The 18139-nt window shown below is 37.8% G+C and carries 11 protein-coding genes and 2 pseudogenes; 12 read left to right on the forward strand and 1 reads right to left on the reverse strand.

Annotated elements, in window-relative coordinates; translation table 11 throughout:
* Positions 1 to 92 precede the first annotated feature (92 nt).
* From topA to V192_RS0103305, 7 genes and pseudogenes are all read left to right on the forward strand, one after another.
* Positions 93 to 2170, forward strand: a pseudogene (gene topA, locus V192_RS19180) (type I DNA topoisomerase).
* A 74-nt stretch (positions 2171 to 2244) separates the two neighbouring features.
* Positions 2245 to 3569: pseudogene (gene trmFO / locus V192_RS19185) on the forward strand (FADH(2)-oxidizing methylenetetrahydrofolate--tRNA-(uracil(54)-C(5))-methyltransferase TrmFO).
* Positions 3570 to 3788: 219 nt separating this feature from the next.
* On the forward strand, positions 3789 to 4688 hold the full coding sequence (gene xerC / locus V192_RS0103285; RefSeq protein ID WP_025868932.1) for a tyrosine recombinase XerC: 900 nt from the start codon (positions 3789 to 3791) through the stop codon (positions 4686 to 4688).
* A gap of 204 nt (positions 4689 to 4892) precedes the next feature.
* Positions 4893 to 5441 (forward strand): HslVU peptidase proteolytic subunit, encoded by a 549-nt coding sequence (gene hslV, locus V192_RS0103290; protein WP_025868933.1) that lies wholly within the window; start codon positions 4893 to 4895, stop codon positions 5439 to 5441.
* A gap of 15 nt (positions 5442 to 5456) precedes the next feature.
* Positions 5457 to 6860 carry an ATP-dependent protease ATPase subunit HslU gene (hslU, locus tag V192_RS0103295; RefSeq protein WP_025868934.1) on the forward strand — a complete coding sequence of 468 codons (1404 nt, stop codon included), beginning with the start codon at positions 5457 to 5459 and terminating at the stop codon, positions 6858 to 6860.
* A 253-nt stretch (positions 6861 to 7113) separates the two neighbouring features.
* On the forward strand, positions 7114 to 7905 hold the full coding sequence (gene codY, locus V192_RS0103300; protein ID WP_025868935.1) for a GTP-sensing pleiotropic transcriptional regulator CodY: 792 nt from the start codon (positions 7114 to 7116) through the stop codon (positions 7903 to 7905).
* Between the two features lie 12 nt (positions 7906 to 7917).
* A complete protein-coding gene (locus V192_RS0103305; RefSeq protein ID WP_025868936.1) occupies positions 7918 to 8793 on the forward strand; it encodes an aldose 1-epimerase family protein in 876 nt (291 codons plus the stop codon).
* A gap of 101 nt (positions 8794 to 8894) precedes the next feature.
* On the opposite strand, the gene plsY is transcribed toward V192_RS0103305, so the two are convergent.
* Complete coding sequence (gene plsY, locus V192_RS0103310; protein WP_025868937.1) at positions 8895 to 9527, reverse strand: glycerol-3-phosphate 1-O-acyltransferase PlsY; 633 nt, start codon at positions 9525 to 9527, stop codon at positions 8895 to 8897.
* 116 nt (positions 9528 to 9643) lie between these two features.
* On the opposite strand from plsY, the gene V192_RS0103315 reads away from it, so the two are divergent.
* The 5 genes from V192_RS0103315 (at position 9644) to pflA (ending at position 18114) form a co-directional block, all read left to right on the forward strand.
* Positions 9644 to 10069 carry a CoA-binding protein gene (locus V192_RS0103315; protein ID WP_025868938.1) on the forward strand — a complete coding sequence of 142 codons (426 nt, stop codon included), beginning with the start codon at positions 9644 to 9646 and terminating at the stop codon, positions 10067 to 10069.
* 122 nt (positions 10070 to 10191) lie between these two features.
* Positions 10192 to 12267: a DNA topoisomerase IV subunit B gene (gene parE / locus V192_RS0103320; protein ID WP_025868939.1), complete on the forward strand. Its 2076-nt coding sequence runs from the start codon at positions 10192 to 10194 to the stop codon at positions 12265 to 12267.
* Positions 12268 to 12279: 12 nt separating this feature from the next.
* Positions 12280 to 14751 (forward strand): DNA topoisomerase IV subunit A, encoded by a 2472-nt coding sequence (gene parC, locus V192_RS0103325; protein ID WP_025868940.1) that lies wholly within the window; start codon positions 12280 to 12282, stop codon positions 14749 to 14751.
* 286 nt (positions 14752 to 15037) lie between these two features.
* The gene (gene pflB, locus V192_RS0103330; protein WP_025868941.1) at positions 15038 to 17284 is read left to right on the forward strand and encodes a formate C-acetyltransferase; all 2247 of its coding nucleotides are present in this window, start codon (positions 15038 to 15040) and stop codon (positions 17282 to 17284) included.
* Between the two features lie 65 nt (positions 17285 to 17349).
* Positions 17350 to 18114 carry a pyruvate formate-lyase-activating protein gene (pflA, locus tag V192_RS0103335; protein ID WP_025868942.1) on the forward strand — a complete coding sequence of 255 codons (765 nt, stop codon included), beginning with the start codon at positions 17350 to 17352 and terminating at the stop codon, positions 18112 to 18114.
* Positions 18115 to 18139: the final 25 nt, after the last annotated feature.

An 18139-nucleotide genomic window follows, 5' to 3' on the forward strand; every position in this document is an offset into this window, starting at 1 on the left:
GAATAGATATGATGAAGTACGATTTGTGAGTTCTCTACATTTTGATATATATAATAGAAGAAACACAAAAACCGAAAGGAGCCACACGTTGAATGGCGTATAAATATCTAGTTATTGTAGAATCACCAGCTAAAGCCAAAACGATTGAAAAATATTTAGGAAAAACTATAAGGTTGTTGCCAGTGTTGGGCATATTCGAGATTTACCCAAAAGTAAAATGGGCGTTGATACTGAAAATAATTATGAACCGCACTATATCTCAATTCGAGGTAAGGGCGATGTAATCAAAAGTTTAAAAGCGGCTGCTAAAAAAGCTCAAAAAGTTTATCTCGCAGCCGATCCGGACCGAGAGGGAGAGGCCATCGCTTGGCATTTGTCTTTCCTTCTTGGCTTGGATTTGAATGATAAAAACCGTGTTGTATTTAACGAAATTACTAAAGAAGCTGTAAAATCCGCTTTTAAAGAACCGCGTACGATCAATTTGGACTTGGTTGACGCACAACAAGCTCGACGCATTTTGGATCGCTTAGTTGGTTACTCTCTTAGTCCGATCCTATGGAGAAAAGTCAAAAAGGGCTTAAGTGCTGGCCGAGTTCAATCTGTTGCGCTTAAGATCATCATCGATCGCGAGAATGATATTCGCAAATTTATTCCTGAAGAATATTGGAGTATCGACGGTAATTTCCAGAAAGCTAAGAAAAAGTTTAAAGCGAATTTCTGGGGTGTAGATGGCAAAAAGAAAAAATTACCTAACGCTGAAGCCGTAAAAGAAGTGACTACTCGAATCAAAGGCAAAGAGTATGACGTAACGAAAGTTGAGAAAAAAGAACGCAAGCGGAATCCGGCGTTACCTTTTACAACTAGTAGTTTGCAACAAGAAGCTGCCAGAAAATTAAACTTCAGAACACGAAAAACCATGATGGTTGCTCAACAACTATATGAAGGAATTGCTTTAGGTAAACAAGGTACCGTAGGGTTGATTACCTATATGCGTACAGATTCAACTAGAATCGCGGATTCAGCCAAAGCAGAAGTAGCGGAATATATTGAAAAAACGTATGGTAGTGAGTTTTCAGCTCATGGCGGACGGAAAGTCAAGAATGCTCAAGGGGCTCAAGATGCCCATGAAGCAATCCGTCCTTCTAGTGTGATGCGTACGCCAGAAGAGATCAAACAATACTTAGATAAAGATCAATTGAAACTTTATACATTGATTTGGTCACGTTTGGTTGCCAGTCAAATGACGCCTGCTGTGTTAGATACCATGAAAGTAACACTAGAACAAAATGGTGTGATTTTCATTGCGAATGGAGCAAAAGTCAAATTCAAAGGGTTTATGCAAGTTTATGTTGAAGGCCGTGATGATGGTAAAGAAGATAAAGAAAATATCCTGCCAGATTTAGCTGAAGGGGACAAAGTCAATGCCCTTGATATTGAACCAAAACAGCACTTCACACAACCACCAGCAAGATTTAGTGAAGCAACCTTGATTCGTGCATTAGAAGAAAACGGCGTAGGACGTCCATCTACCTATGCGCCAACCTTGGAAACAATCCAAAGAAGGTACTATGTCAAACTAACAAATAAACGTTTTGAACCGACTGAATTAGGCGAAATCGTTAATTCACTCATCGTTGAATTTTTCCCACAAATCGTCGATGTTCACTTTACCGCTTCAATGGAAGGTGATCTAGATAAAATTGGTGTGGGTAAGGAGAAATGGGTCGAAGTTGTTGATCGTTTTTACCGCCCATTCGAAAAAGAATTGACGAACGCAGAAGAAAAAATCGAAAAAATCCAAATCAAAGATGAACCAGCTGGATTCGATTGTGACCTTTGTGGCCATCCAATGGTAATCAAGTTAGGTCGCTACGGTAAATTTTTTGCTTGTAGCAATTTTCCAGAATGTCGAAATACAAAAGCAATCGTCAAAGAGATCGGTGTGACTTGTCCTGTTTGTAATGAAGGTCAAGTGATTGAGCGTAAATCGAAAAAGAATCGATTATTCTATGGCTGTAGTCGTTATCCAGAATGCGATTTTACTTCGTGGGACAAACCAATCGGACGACCATGTCCAAAATGTGGACAGTATCTCGTTGAGAAGAAAGTCAAAGGCGGCAAGCAAGTCGTATGTATCAATGGCGATTATGAAGAGAATGTTCAAAAATAAACAACACCCACAAAATAGAAAATTTAAAAACCAGCGGAGAAGCCCGTTGGTTTTTTAAAGAAAAGAGGAAATAGATGACTACTTCTGTAACAGTTATCGGCGCAGGATTAGCGGCAGTGAAGCCGCTTGGCAAGTTGCTCAGGCAGGTGTCCCAGTAACGCTGTATGAAATGCGTCCAGTAAAAAACACTCCAGCACACCAAACTGAAAATTTTGCCGAATTAGTATGTTCCAATTCGCTGAGAGGAAACAACTTAACGAACGCTGTTGGCGTGTTAAAAGAAGAAATGCGTCGTTTGGATTCAATCATCATCACTAGCGCAGACAAAACTGCTGTGCCAGCAGGTGGAGCATTAGCAGTTGATCGTGACACATTTTCACAAGAAATTACTGATAAAATCAAAAATCATCCATTGATTACAGTAAAAAATGAAGAAATCACTGCAATTCCAGATGGAATCGTAATTATTGCAACAGGGCCGTTAACGTCAGAAGCATTAGCAGAGCAAATCAAAGAGTTTAACGGCTCAGATGGTTTTTACTTCTATGATGCAGCGGCACCAATCGTTGATAAAGCTACGATCGATATGGACAAAGTTTACTTGAAATCTCGCTACAATAAAGGCGAAGCTGCCTACTTAAATTGTCCAATGACAGAAGAAGAGTTTAAAGCTTTTTATGAAGCGTTAATTTCTGCAGAAGTTGCACCTTTAAAATCGTTTGAAAAAGAGAAATTTTTTGAAGGTTGTATGCCAATTGAAGTAATGGCCAAACGTGGTATCAAAACGATGTTATTTGGTCCTTTAAAACCAGTTGGATTAGAGGATCCTAAGACCGGAAAACGTCCATATGCGGTTATTCAATTACGTCAAGACAATGCTGCTGCTTCACTATATAACCTTGTAGGTTTCCAAACGCATCTAAAATGGGGGGAACAAAAGCGTGTTTTCCAAATGATTCCTGGTTTAGAAAATGCTGAATTTGTCCGTTATGGTGTTATGCACCGGAATAGTTTTATGAACTCACCAGAACTATTAAAACCAACCTACCAATCTCAAAAAAGAGAAAACTTATTCTTCGCTGGTCAAATGACTGGGGTCGAAGGCTATGTCGAAAGCGCGGCTAGCGGTTTATTAGCAGGTATGAATGCAGCACGTTTGGCTAAAGGAGAAGAACCTGTAGTTTTCCCGAGAGAAACAACTTTAGGAAGTATGGCCTATTACATTACACATGCAGAAGGCAAACATTTCCAACCAATGAACGCTAACTTCGGCTTATTCCCTGAATTACCAGAAAGAATCCGCGATAAAAAAGAACGCTACGAAGCAATTGCGGATAGAGCTTTGACGACATTAGCACAAGTAACAAACGAGCAAAATCTTGTAGAACAAACTAACTAATCAAAAGACCAAGACAAATCAAAATTTTTGTCTTGGTCTTTTGATTTATCGTGACAAGCGAACACTAGATTAAATTACGCTTATAATTTATGAGCATTTAAAGGCAAATATGAATAAATTGTTACCAAATTTGAAAATATTGATTAAATTCTGACAATTCGTTTGTTTTTTCAAAATGGTTATGCTAAAGTTACTGTGTAATTTAATGGAGGAAGATCTATGCATGAGAAAAATTGGTCTGAGTTGTTTCTAAATTATTTGATCGTTGAACGTGGTTATTCCCAAAAAACCAAGATTGCTTATGAAGAAGATATGCTTAATTTTTTTGATTTTCTAAAGGATTCAGGAGAAGCTGATTATTTAAGTGTTGATCATTTGGATATTCGTACTTACCTAAGTTTTCTCTATGACAAAGAATATAGTCGGAATTCTATTAGCAGAAAAATTGCCAGCTTACGCTCATTTTATCAGTTTTTACTTAAAAATGAAGTAATCAAAGAGAACCCTTTTTCATATGTTCACATGAAGAAAAAGCAATTACGACTTCCTCGTTTTTTCTATGAAAAGGAGATGGATGCTTTATTTGATAGCGCTAAGGGTTCAAAGCCTTTAGATTTAAGGAATCAAGCATTATTAGAAATTCTTTATGGTACTGGAATCCGGGTAAGTGAATGTACTAATCTAACGTTGCAGTCCATTGATTTTTCTGCAAATGTGTTATTGATTCACGGAAAAGGGAATAAAGATCGCTATGTTCCTTTTGGTTCTTTTGCTCAGGATGCATTGAAAGAGTATTTAGAACATGGACGTGCTCCTTTGATGGAAAAGTATCATCAAGCACATCCTTTTGTCTTTGTGAACCATCATGGTGAACAAATCACGCCAACAGGTATTGAATACGTGTTGAATCAACTTATTAAAAAAAGTACGTTAAATAGCGATATTCATCCTCATATGTTACGGCATACATTTGCAACACATCTGTTGAACAATGGAGCTGATATGCGGACGGTACAAGAATTACTAGGGCACTCTGACTTATCAACAACACAAATTTATGCCCACGTAACAAAAGAAAGCTTACAAAAAAAATATCGAACGTTTCATCCTCGTGCATAACGAGGGAAATTTTGTCTAGCTATGCGGGCTAGCGCTACGCTCTGCTTCGATCTCAACAATTCCAAAGAGCGACAGCTCTAAGGAGTGAAGGTTTTGAAAAAAAAGATAAAAAGCGAATGTGTCACAGAATGTCACAATCAATTTTTCTTTTTTTACTGCAGAGCTGAATGAGCCTGTTCAGCTTTTAAATTAGGAGGAACTATAATGGTTGAATCACAATTTCATTCGACAACGATTTGCGCTGTTGAAAAAGATGGAAAATTTGCGATGGCTGGTGACGGTCAAGTAACAATGGGCGAATCAGTTGTTATGAAAGGAACTGCAAAAAAAGTTCGTAGAATCTATAACGATGAGGTAGTTGTCGGTTTTGCTGGAAGTGTTGCAGACGCTTTTACATTAGAAGAAAAATTTGAAGGTAAATTAAACGAGTACAATGGCAATCTAACCAGAGCTGCAGTTGAATTAGCGCAAGAATGGCGTATCCAACAATCTATGCAAAAATTAGAAGCCATGTTGATCGTGATGAATGATAAAGAAATGCTGCTAGTTTCAGGTACTGGTGAAGTGATAACTCCAGATGATGGCATCTTAGCCATCGGATCAGGTGGTAACTTCGCATTATCCGCAGCTCGTGCTATGAAACATTACGGAGATAAAGAAATGTCTGCTAAGGAAATCGCGAAAAATGCCTTGAATATCGCAGCAGATATTTGCGTCTTCACAAATCACAATATCATTGTAGAAGAAATATAAATGGGGATAACGACCATGAACGAATTAAATAAAACACCAAGAGAAATCGTAACAGAACTAGATGAATATATCATCGGACAAGAAACCGCTAAGAAATCTGTTGCAGTCGCTTTAAGAAATAGATACCGTCGTTTGCAACTTGAAGAAAAAATGCAGCAAGATGTAACGCCTAAAAATATGCTGATGATCGGACCAACAGGTGTCGGAAAAACAGAAATCGCTAGGCGCTTAGCAAAAATCGTCAATGCCCCTTTTATCAAAGTAGAAGCAACTAAATTTACAGAAGTTGGTTATGTTGGTCGGGATGTAGAATCGATGGTTCGAGATCTAGTTGAAAACGCGATTCAAATCGTTGAAAAACAACAATACAGTAGAGTTTACTCTCAGGCCCTAAAAAAAGCGAATAATCGCTTAGTAAAAGTTCTAGTACCTGGGATCAAAAAAGAACAAAAACAAGCATCGAACAATCAGTTTGAACAAATGATGCAAATGTTCAATAATGCGCAACAACCCCAAGAATCACAAGAAGAAGTGACTGAAGAAATCAAAGTAAATCGCAAGACGATTCTGGAGCAACTAGAAAAAGGGCTGCTGAATAACCGTGAAGTAACCATTGAGATCGATGAACCTAAAAAAACGATGCCTGCGATGAATACAGGGATGGAACAAATGGGGATCGACCTAAACGAGACATTGGGCGCTTTATCTCCTAAGAAAAAAGTTGAACGCACAGTTACCGTGAAAGAAGCACAAGAGTTATTAGTAAAAGAAGAATCTGCGAAAATCGTCAAAGAGGCAGATATTCATAGCGAAGCGATCCGTTTAGCTGAAAGCAGCGGAATCATTTTCATTGATGAATTTGATAAAATCACTTCCAAAAGCCAACAAAACTCAGGTGAAGTATCTCGAGAAGGTGTACAGCGCGATATTTTACCCATCGTTGAAGGTTCACAAGTCAACACGAAATATGGTGCAATCCAGACAGACCACGTTTTATTTATTGCCTCTGGTGCATTTCATTTATCTAAACCAAGTGATTTGATTCCCGAGTTACAAGGTCGTTTTCCAATTCGCGTTGAATTAGACGATCTTACTGCTGAAGACTTCGTGCGAATTCTAACTGAACCAAATAACGCATTGATCAAACAATATATTGCCTTAATTGGTACTGAAAATGTCACAGTGATTTTTACAAAAGAAGCGATTGAGCGCATTGCTAATATTGCCTTTGATGTGAATCGTGATACGGATAATATCGGAGCTCGTCGTCTGCACACTATTTTGGAACGGTTGTTGGAAGACTTATTGTTTGAAGCACCAGATATGCAAATGGGCGAGATCACGATAACAGAAGCTTATGTAAATGAAAAACTGAACAGTATTGTTCAAAATGAAGACTTAAGCCGATATATTCTTTAAAATTACCTAGATTTATGTTTTTCAGTGTTTGCTTTGAAACGTGCTAAGAAACGCAAGTAAGAAGTGAAATGCTGCTAATTGGTTAATGTGAAGCAACGTGGAACAGTCTTGCCATGTATTATCTAGCTTTAAGAGCTAGCCTTTCAAGGAGAAGATAAAAAATAAATGAGACAAAAGCGTCTCATTTATTTTTCCTATTTTCTTTTCAAGGCTGAACAAGCTCTTTCAGCTTTTAAATTAGGAGGAGTACAAAATGACTACTTTATTAGAGAAAACCCGTCAGATCAACAAGCTTTTACAACAAAAAAATACTTTTGATCAAAAAGCTGATTTGCCTTATGACAAAATGGCGGTGATTTTAGGGGATGTGCTAGAAAGCAATGCCTATATCATAAGTAACGAAGGTGTTTTATTAGGGTATAACGAAAAGCTAGATGTTAATAATGCACGAGTGAAACATATGTTTGAAGAAAAACGTTTCCCTCAAAGTTATACAGATGCTGCAGACAATTTAATCAAGACTGAAGCCAATATTTCGATTGCCAGTGATTTAACAGCATTTCCAGTTGAACTACGTGAAAAATATCCTTTTGGGCTAACAACGATCGTACCTATGTTTGGTGCGGGGGAACGCTTGGGTACAATTATTTTAGCTAGAGTAGAGCAATCATTCAATGAAGAAGATTTAGTCTTAGCTGAATATAGCGCGACAGTTGTTGGGATGCAGATTCTCTATCAACAATCAAGAAACATCGAAGCCAACGTCCGCAGCGCAACTGCAGTCCAAATGGCGATCAATACGTTATCTTACAGCGAATTAAAAGCAGTCCAAGCTATTTTCAAAGCTCTGGATGGCGAAGAAGGCAGATTGACAGCTTCTAGTATTGCTGATGAAATCGGAATCACGCGTTCAGTTATTGTAAATGCATTACGAAAATTAGAGTCTGCTGGGATTATCGAATCAAGATCCTTAGGAATGAAAGGCACATATCTGAAAGTATTGAACAAGCAATTTATCAAAGAATTGGAAAAAGATAACCAGTAGGAGGCAGCGGACATGACTGTACAAATTGAAAATGAATTTTTGATCGCAACTATTGCAGAAGACGGTGCTGAATTAATCAGCTTAAAATCAAAGAAAAATAATATCGAGTATATTTGGCAGGGGGATCCAGCTTTTTGGGGGCGTCATGCACCCGTTTTGTTTCCTGTTGTGGGTCGTTTAAAAGACGATCAATATACCTATGAGAACAAAACATATCCGATGAGTCAGCATGGTTTTGCTAGAGATAGTCTTTTTGAAGTTATTGAGCACGGAAGTGAACTTGTTTCATTATCACTAAAAAGTAGTAAAAAAACAAAAGACGTCTATCCTTTCGACTTTGAACTGATTCTTTCTTATGCCTTAGAAGCCGATAATTTAGTCGTTCATTATCAGGTTGAAAATACAGGGATTGATGAGATGTATTTTTCAATAGGGGGGCATCCTGCGTTTAACGTTCCTTTAGAACAAGACTTAACGTTTGATGATTATTATTTAAGTTTTTCTCCTAAAAAATCTCGCACTCAAATTCCTTTAGCGGGACCTTTTGCAGATTTTGAACATAAAACGTTGGGTCAGACCAACACCAGTCTTGATATTCGCAGAGAACTGTTCAAAGATGATGCAATCGTTTTTGAAACTAAAGGGGCTAATGCTTTTACAATCGAGACAGATGAAGGCTCACATAGTATTAGTTTAAGCTACACAGATATGCCTTATGTAGGAATTTGGTCTCCTTATCCACAAGAAGCGCCATTTGTTTGTATCGAACCATGGTGCGGTATCGCTGACGAAGTCAATGCAACAGGAAACCTCGTAGATAAAAAAGGAATCAACAAATTAGCTCCATCAGACGTTTTTAAAACGCAGTATACTCTTACAGCTAAATAATGATAGTTAAAAACTAGAGCCCGAAAACAAAACTGATTTTTAGTTTTGTTTTCGGGCTCTAAATTCGGATAACTGGTGGTAACAGAAGCAACCTCTAGTTTTTAATTTCCTTTTTTTACGCCTAATCCAAAAGGGACGCGACTTTCAGTACCATCTTTGATTCGTTTTATATTATCTTTGTGACGGACGAAAATAAAAATCGTCAAAGCTAGTGCAATCAGCGTCAATAACCAATCAAACTGAGGCAATATAGCTGGGATAGCAAATGGGAGAATAACCGTTGAAAGAGTGATCAATACAGCGCTGATCATACTTGTCAAACTCACCATGCTGGTAATGTATAACATAATAATGAAAATTAAAGCAGAATAAACAAAAAATGCCGGATTGTAAGCCAAAATCATCCCTGCGCTTGTTGCAACAGCTTTTCCTCCTTTAAAATTTGCGAAAACTGGAAACGTATGTCCTAAAACGGCAGCAACACCAAAAACTAAAGGATTAACATTCAGAGAAAACAGCAATGGTAAACTAGTTGCTAATGTCCCTTTCAAAATATCCATCAGCAAAACCGCTACGCCAGCTTTTTTACCTAAAACTCTAAACGTATTTGTCGTTCCGGTATTACCACTGCCAAATTGACGAAGATCCTTTTTAAAAAAGAGTTTTCCTACCCAAACACCGGAAGGAATAGAACCAAGTAGATAAGCTATAATTAATAGCACAAAGAATTTCATTGAGCAACCTCTTTCCATTCAAACTAGCACTTATTTTATCATGAATAGAAACAGCTAACAATAATTAAATATTCGTTGTATAATGAAAGGAAGAGAAATTAGAAAGGAAGATCAAAATGCCGATAGAAAACCCTTCACAAGAACAAATTTTTGATTACTTAAAACAAGCTAAACGAATCGCAGTCGTTGGGCTAAGCGCAAAAGAAGATCGCACAAGTTATAAAATTGCTAAATTACTACAAGAATATGGCTACGAAATCATTCCTGTAAATCCAATCTTAGCTGGACAAGAAATCCTTGGTGAAAAAGTCTATGAGAAATTACAAGATGTGCCTGGCCAAATCGACATCGTCGATATTTTTCGCCGAAGCGAGTTTTTACCAGAAGTTGCGAAAGATTTCATTGAGACTGATGCAAAAATCTTTTGGGCTCAATTAGGGCTTGAAAGTCAAGAAGCTGCTGAAATCTTGAAAAAAGCAGGAAGAAATGCTATTATAATGAATCGTTGCATTAAAATTGAACTAGCAGAAATGCCGAAATAGATGCAAATAATTTTAAGAAAGAGTTACCGAATAGGAAAGCTCTTTTTTTTTGAGAGCTTTTAGAGTATTATTGTAATGATGTGGCCTTGCGCCCTATAATTCAAGAATAAGGAGTTTTTTCTTTGGCGAAAAAAGTAAACAATGAATACAATGACGCCTCCATCCAGGTCTTAGAAGGATTGGAAGCTGTACGGAAAAGACCAGGAATGTATATCGGCTCCACAGACAGCCGCGGATTACATCATTTAGTCTATGAAATCGTCGATAACGCTGTTGATGAAGCATTATCCGGTTACGGAAATGAAATCAGCGTGACGATCCAAAAAGACAATAGCATCAAAATCACTGACTCCGGACGCGGAATGCCAGTTGGCATGCATGCATCTGGAATCCCTACTGTAGAAGTAATCTTCACAGTTCTTCATGCAGGTGGTAAATTCGGGCAAGGTGGTTATAAAACATCTGGTGGACTACACGGTGTAGGTGCCAGCGTAGTAAATGCATTATCTAGCTGGTTAGAAGTACGTATTGTCCGTGACGGTGTTGAGTACATGGAACGTTTTGAAAACGGTGGAAAACCCGTTGGAACCTTAAAAAAAGTTGGGAAAACGAATAAAAAGAATGGAACTTCTGTAATTTTCCTTCCTGATGATACCATTTTTTCCACTATACATTTTTCATATGATACCTTAGCAGAACGCCTAAGAGAATCTGCGTTTCTATTAAAAGGTGTAAAAATTTCTCTAACAGATCTTAGAGGAGAAGAACCAAAAGAAGAAATCTTCCACTATGACGAGGGTATCAAAGAATTTGTAGCTTATCTTAACGAAGAAAAAGATACATTGACACCCGTTGTCTACTTTTCAGGTGAAAAAGACGGTATCGAAGTTGAGCTTTCTTATCAATATAATGATGGCTATTCTGAAAATGTCCTTTCATTTGTAAATAACGTACGAACAAAAGATGGTGGTACTCATGAAGTGGGTATGAAATCATCGATGACGAAAGCGTACAATGAATACGCAAGAAAAGTTGGTTTACTAAAAGAAAAAGATAAAAATCTCGAAGGTAGTGATTTCCGCGAAGGATTAGCAGCTGTATTATCGATTCGTGTTCCGGAAAACTTATTACAATTTGAAGGGCAAACTAAAGAAAAACTCGGCACGCCAATGGCACGTAATGCAGTGGATAACGTTGTCGGGGAACAAATGGGCTTTTATCTACAAGAAAATAGCGAAATGAGTCAACAATTGATTCGTAAGGCAATCAAAGCCCGTGAAGCTCGTGAAGCAGCCCGTAAGGCTCGTGAAGAAAGCCGAAATGGGAAAAAACGGAAAAAAGGAGAATCTCTTTTATCTGGTAAACTAACGCCAGCTCAATCGCGTAATCCTAAAAGAAATGAATTATATCTAGTCGAAGGAGATTCTGCCGGCGGATCTGCCAAACAAGGCCGGGACAGAAAATTTCAAGCGATTTTACCATTACGAGGTAAAGTGCTAAATACTGAAAAAGCAAAAATGCAGGATATTTTGAAAAACGAAGAAATCAACACGATGATTTATACGATTGGTGCAGGTGTTGGTCCAGAATTTTCAATCGAAGATTGTAATTATGATAAAGTCATCATCATGACCGATGCGGATACCGATGGTGCGCACATTCAAGTCTTGCTATTAACCTTCTTTTACCGCTATATGAAACCACTGATCGAAGCCGGTAAAATCTATATTGCATTACCACCACTTTACAAAGTCTCAAAAGGTGTCGGCAAAAAAGCAATAACAGAATATGCCTGGACAGACGAAGAATTATCTAACGTGACTGAACAAGTCGGCAAAGGTTATATGCTTCAACGTTACAAAGGTTTAGGTGAGATGAACGCAGATCAGCTGTGGGAGACCACAATGGACCCTGAGACACGCACATTGATCCGAGTGAGAATAGATGATGCTGCACAAGCAGAACGTCGTGTAACGACGCTTATGGGCGATAAAGTCGAACCAAGAAGAAAATGGATCGAGCGCCACGTCCAATTCACCTTAGAAGAAGATGGCAGCATTTTAGATAGAAAAGATGGTGAGACGGAGATTTCTCCATCCATTTCAAATGAAGTACTAGATGAAGAAAAAAAAGAAGAAACTGAACGTAAGAATGCAGAGACACAAGCAGCAGAAATCAGTTTATTCGACTTAGAGTAGGGAGTGACGAATTTGGAAAAACGCCAAGATATTCAAGAGTTAACACTTGAAGAAGTAATGGGCGATCGTTTTGGAAGATATTCCAAATATATCATTCAAGAACGGGCCCTACCTGATATTCGTGATGGACTAAAACCTGTACAACGCAGAATTTTATTTTCCATGAATAAAGATGGCAATACCTTTGAAAAAAGCTTTAGAAAATCCGCAAAATCTGTCGGTAATATCATGGGGAATTATCATCCTCATGGTGACAGTAGTATATACGAAGCTATGGTTCGCTTAAGTCAGGACTGGAAGCTTCGCGAAGTATTGATCGAAATGCACGGAAATAACGGTAGTATGGATGGGGATCCGCCAGCGGCAATGCGTTATACTGAAGCTCGCTTATCCGAACTGAGTGGAGAACTTTTAAGAGATATCGAAAAGGATACCGTCGATTTCGTTTGGAATTTCGATGATACTGAAAAGGAACCTACAGTACTGCCCGCTAAATATCCTAATTTATTAGTAAATGGCTCCACTGGTATCTCGGCAGGTTATGCCACTGAAATTCCTACGCATAATTTAGCGGAGATCATTGACGGTACGATTTATTTAATTGATCATCCCAATGCGACACTAGATAAATTAATGGAATTTATTCCAGGTCCTGACTTTCCCACAGGTGGTATTTTGCAAGGAAAAGAAGAAATCAAAAAAGCCTATGAAACAGGTCGCGGAAAAGTGATTCTTCGTTCTAAAACTAGAATTGAACCTTTAAAAGGCGGTAAACAACAAATTATTGTGACTGAAATCCCTTATGAAGTCAACAAAGCAACTTTAGTTAAAAAGATGGATGAAGTCCGCTTAAACAAAAAGATCGATGGTATTGCGGAAGTTCGTGATGAAAGTGATCGAACTGGGTTGCAAATCGCGATCGAACTTAAAAAAGATACAAATGCTGAAGGGATTTTAAACTACCTTTTTAAAAATACCGAATTGCAAATCAACTATAATTTCAATATGGTAGCAATTGATAACATGACGCCGCAACAAGTCGGCTTAAAACGTATTTTAGATAGTTATATTGCCCACCGTAAACAAGTGATCACTAACCGCAGTCAATATGAATTGAATAAGGCTAAAAAACGTCAACACATCGTTGCTGGTTTGATCAAAGCATTATCGATCTTAGATAAAGTAATTGAAACGATCCGTGGTAGTAAAGATAAAAAAGACGCTAAAATGAATTTAGTCAAAGCCTATGCATTTACAGAAGAACAAGCAGAAGCAATCGTTACTTTACAATTGTATCGTTTAACCAATACAGATATTACGCAGCTTGAAAAAGAAGCGGAAGAGTTAAACCACCTTGTTACAGAGCTAACGAAAATTCTAAGTGATGAAAAAGAATTATTCAACGTCATGAAAAAAGAATTACGTGAGGTCAAAAAACAATACGGAAATCCTCGCCTAACACGAATCGAAGATGAAATACAAGAAATCAAGATCGATACAAAAGTTCTGATCGCTCAAGAAGATGTAGTGGTTACTGTTACACATGAAGGGTACATCAAACGTAGCAGCTTACGCTCATACAGTGCATCAAAACCAGAGGAAGTTGGAATGAAAGATGGCGACTTCTTACTTTATACAGGTGAAGTCAATACGCTCGATCATATTTTATTGATCACAAACAAAGCAAATGTAATCTATCGACCTGTCCACGAACTTCCAGATTTGAGATGGAAGGAAATAGGTGAACATATTTCACAAGCTATTTTAAACCTTTCAGTCGATGAGTCAATCATTGCTGTCTACACCTACAAAGAGCTTTCTCCAACGAAAACATTTGTTTTCATGACAAAAGAAGGAATGATCAAACAGAGTAAAATGACCGACTTTGAACCATGGAGAACGTATAAGACTCGTCCGACAAACTGTATGAAGCTAAAATCTGAAACAGATGAAATCGTAAATGTCTATTTAACCAATGAACAAAAGATTTTAGACGTCTTTTTAGTTAGCCACCGCGGGTTCGGTTTACGTTATCCTTTAGAAGAGGTTCCTGTTGTAGGTGCTAAAGCGGCAGGTGTTAAAGCAATGAACTTGAAAGAAGAAGACTATGTTGTCAATGGCTTATTAGTTCATGAAGAGGGGGATACCCCAATAGTGATCTTGACCCAACGAGGTAGTATCAAACGTATGCTAGCTCAAGAATTGCCACAACTCGGGCGTGCTAAACGTGGACTGATGGTTCTTAGAGAATTGAAAAAGAATCCTCACCGTGTAACGTTTATGTCTGAAAGCAGTCCATTAGAATTACTAGTAACTACACAAAATGGGCAACAATACACAATTGATTCTGAAAAATATCCTATCAACGATCGAACGTCTAACGGTTCCTTTATGCTTGATGAAAAGCAAGATGGGGAAATTTTAGAGGTTCATGAGATGCACACTGCAGAATTAGAACCAAAAACAGAAGAGCAGTCTAGTTAAACGAATGATCTGTTCTATAGAATTAAGAAAAGCGCCTTTCTGTACTAGTACAGAAAGGCGCTTTTTTATAACAGATTTCTTACTTTGTAAACTTCGCAATCCATTGTTAGTACACTAAATCACAAAGATTAAACCTTGATATATCAGCATTTTAAAGGTATTTTTCGAAAAATAAAGAAATAAGTTCAAAATATAGTAAGGAAAGGCTTGCATAAAAATGATGATGTGTTATACTAATCACATAAAGCTGTTACAATAGATTTCAGCATACTAAGGAGGCCCCAAAATGGAGCAATGGAAAGGCTTTAAAGGCGACAAATGGCAAACATCAGTAGATACACGTGACTTTATCCAAAGAAACTACACTGAATACACAGGTGATGATTCTTTCCTAGAGCCAATCGCGCCAAGTACTGATAAATTATGGACAAAATTACAGGAATTATTTGAAGTACAGCATGAAAAAAATGGTGTATATGACATGGACACAAATATTCCTGCAACTGTTACTTCTCATGAACCTGGATACTTGATCAAAGAAGAAGAAAAAATCGTTGGTTTACAAACAGATGTACCTTTGAAACAAGCATTTATGCCATTTGGTGGTATCAATATGGCAAACAACTCTTTAACTTCAAATGGTTACGAAGTAGACGCAGAAATGTCTAAAATCTTTACAGAGTGGAGAAAAACTCATAACCAAGGTGTTTTCGATGCCTATACTCCAGAAATGAGATCAGCTCGTAAAAATAAAATCATTACAGGTCTTCCAGATGCTTATGGCCGTGGTCGTATTATTGGTGACTACCGTCGTATTGCTTTATATGGTATGGACTTCTTGATTGCTGAAAAGAAAAAAGATTTAAGTAACACTGGTAACAAAGTAATGACAGACGATGTTATTCGTTTAAGAGAAGAAATTTCTGAACAAATCAGAGCAATGGCTGATCTTAAAGAAATGGCTTCAACTTACGGTTTTGACATTTCTAAACCAGCAGCAAACGCTAAAGAAGCGATCCAATGGTTATACTTTGGTTACTTAGGCGCTATCAAATCACAAAATGGTGCAGCTATGTCTATCGGACGTATCTCTGCATTCTTAGATATCTATATCCAACGTGATTTAGAAGCTGGGGTAATCACTGAATTTGATGCACAAGAAATGATCGATCACTTGATCATGAAATTACGTATGGTTAAATTTGCTCGTACGCCTGAATACAACCAATTATTCTCTGGTTACCCAATCTGGGCAACATTATCAATCGCTGGTATGGGCTTAGACGGACGTTCATTAGTAACTAAGAGTGATTTCCGTATCTTACACACATTAACAAACATGGGTCCATCTCCTGAACCTAACTTAACTGTATTATACTCTTCACATTTACCAGTTGGATTTAGAACATTCGCTTCTAAAATTGCGAAACAAAGTTCATCTATCCAATTTGAAAATGATGACTTATTACGCGCTAACTGGGGATCAGATGACTGTGCAATTGCATGTTGTGTATCTGCAACAGTTATGGGTAAAGATATGCAATTCTTCGGTGCTCGTGCCAACTTAGCTAAAGCTGTCCTTTATGCAATCAATGGTGGGGTAGACGAAAAAACGAAAATGCAAGTAGCTCCTAAATTCCGTCCAATGACTGGCGATACTTTAGACTACAACGAATTTATCGATCGTTATAAAGATATTATGGATTGGTTAGCTGAATTGTATGTAAATACATTAAATGTTATCCACTACATGCATGATAAATATTCTTATGAAGCCGCTCAATTAGCTTTCATGGAAAGTAATTTACAACGTACATTCGCAACTGGTATTGCAGGGATTTCACATGCTGCAGACTCAGTAATGGCGATCAAACACGGTAATGTACAAGTAATCCGTGACGAAGATGGTTTAGCAATCGATTATGTTCCTCAAAATGAGTTCCCAACTTATGGTAACGATAATGAAGAAGCAGACGCAATGGCTAACTGGATCCTTGAGTACTTCATGACTCAAATCAGACGTCAACATACGTACCGTAATGCGAAACCAACAACATCATTATTAACAATCACTTCAAATGTTGTTTATGGTAAAGCAACTGGTAATACTCCAGACGGACGTCGCGCTGGCAAACCATTAGCACCAGGTGCTAACCCAAGTTACCAAGACGGAAAATTCTTAGGTGAGAAAAACGGTCTTTTAGCATCACTTAACTCAACTGCTAGATTAGAGTACACAAGTGCATTGGATGGAATTTCTAATACACAAACAATCAACCCTAACGGTTTAGGTAAAGATGATGATACAAGAATCGACAACTTACGTAACGTAATGGACGGCTACTTTGACAAAGGTGGTTACCACTTGAACGTTAACGTGTTCACAAACGAATTATTATTAGATGCACAAGCACATCCAGAAAAATACCCTAACTTAACGATTCGTGTATCTGGATATGCCGTGAAATTCCGTGACTTAACTCCTGAGCAACAAGCAGACGTTATCTCTAGAACTTCTCACGACAGACTATAATAAACTAAAAATTGAAGGGTTGACCTCGTGTCAGCCCTTTTTTTAAAAGAAATGAGGAACAAGAAATGACAACTCCTGTTATCGGTAGAATCCACTCTACAGAAAATTTTGGGACCGTTGACGGCCCTGGCGTTCGTTTCATCGTGTTTACACAAGGCTGCCGTATGCGCTGCCAATTTTGTCATAATCCTGATACTTGGAAAATCGGTTCTGGTGGACGTGAGGTTACAACGGATGAAGTCTTAGATGAAGCAATCAAGTATCGTTCATATTGGGGCGAAAAAGGTGGAATCACTGTCAGTGGGGGCGAACCTTTACTTCAATTAGCTTTTTTAACAGACTTATTTAAAAAAGCCAAAGAAAAAGGAATACATACAACAATCGATACTTGTGGTAAACCATTCACAAGAGAAGAACCATTTTTCAGTGAATTTGAAGAACTAATGAAATATACTGACTTATTGTTATTTGACATCAAACATATTGATAATGAACAACATAAATTACTTACTTCATTAGGAAATGAAAATATTCTAGAAATGGCTCAATATCTTTCAGAAATCGGTAAACCCGTTTGGATTCGTCATGTGTTAGTTCCTGAACGCAGCGACTATGATGACTATTTAATTCGCTTAGATAGTTTTATTAAAACATTGAAGAATGTCGATAAGGTAGAAGTGTTACCTTATCATACGATGGGTAAATATAAATGGGATGAATTAGGCTTAAAGTATCCACTAGATGGAATCGAACCGCCTAAAGAAGACCGCGTAGCAAATGCTAAAAAGTTACTTCATGTCAATGACTATCAACGATACGCAACAAGATAGTTGAGAAAAATAGAAAAGAGCGGCA

Origin of the sequence: Enterococcus crotali (assembly GCF_000633635.1) — a bacterium.
GTDB lineage: Bacteria > Bacillota > Bacilli > Lactobacillales > Enterococcaceae > Enterococcus_L > Enterococcus_L crotali.

Coding starts and splice junctions, on each gene's coding strand:
- hslV (WP_025868933.1), top strand. CDS start 4,893: ATGGTTGAATCACAATTTCATTCGACAACGATTTGCGCTGTTGAAAAA.
- pflA (WP_025868942.1), top strand. CDS start 17,350: ATGACAACTCCTGTTATCGGTAGAATCCACTCTACAGAAAATTTTGGG.
- hslU (WP_025868934.1), top strand. CDS start 5,457: ATGAACGAATTAAATAAAACACCAAGAGAAATCGTAACAGAACTAGAT.
- V192_RS0103315 (WP_025868938.1), top strand. CDS start 9,644: ATGCCGATAGAAAACCCTTCACAAGAACAAATTTTTGATTACTTAAAA.
- xerC (WP_025868932.1), top strand. CDS start 3,789: ATGCATGAGAAAAATTGGTCTGAGTTGTTTCTAAATTATTTGATCGTT.
- V192_RS0103305 (WP_025868936.1), top strand. CDS start 7,918: ATGACTGTACAAATTGAAAATGAATTTTTGATCGCAACTATTGCAGAA.
- codY (WP_025868935.1), top strand. CDS start 7,114: ATGACTACTTTATTAGAGAAAACCCGTCAGATCAACAAGCTTTTACAA.
- plsY (WP_025868937.1), bottom strand. CDS start 9,527: ATGAAATTCTTTGTGCTATTAATTATAGCTTATCTACTTGGTTCTATT.
- pflB (WP_025868941.1), top strand. CDS start 15,038: ATGGAGCAATGGAAAGGCTTTAAAGGCGACAAATGGCAAACATCAGTA.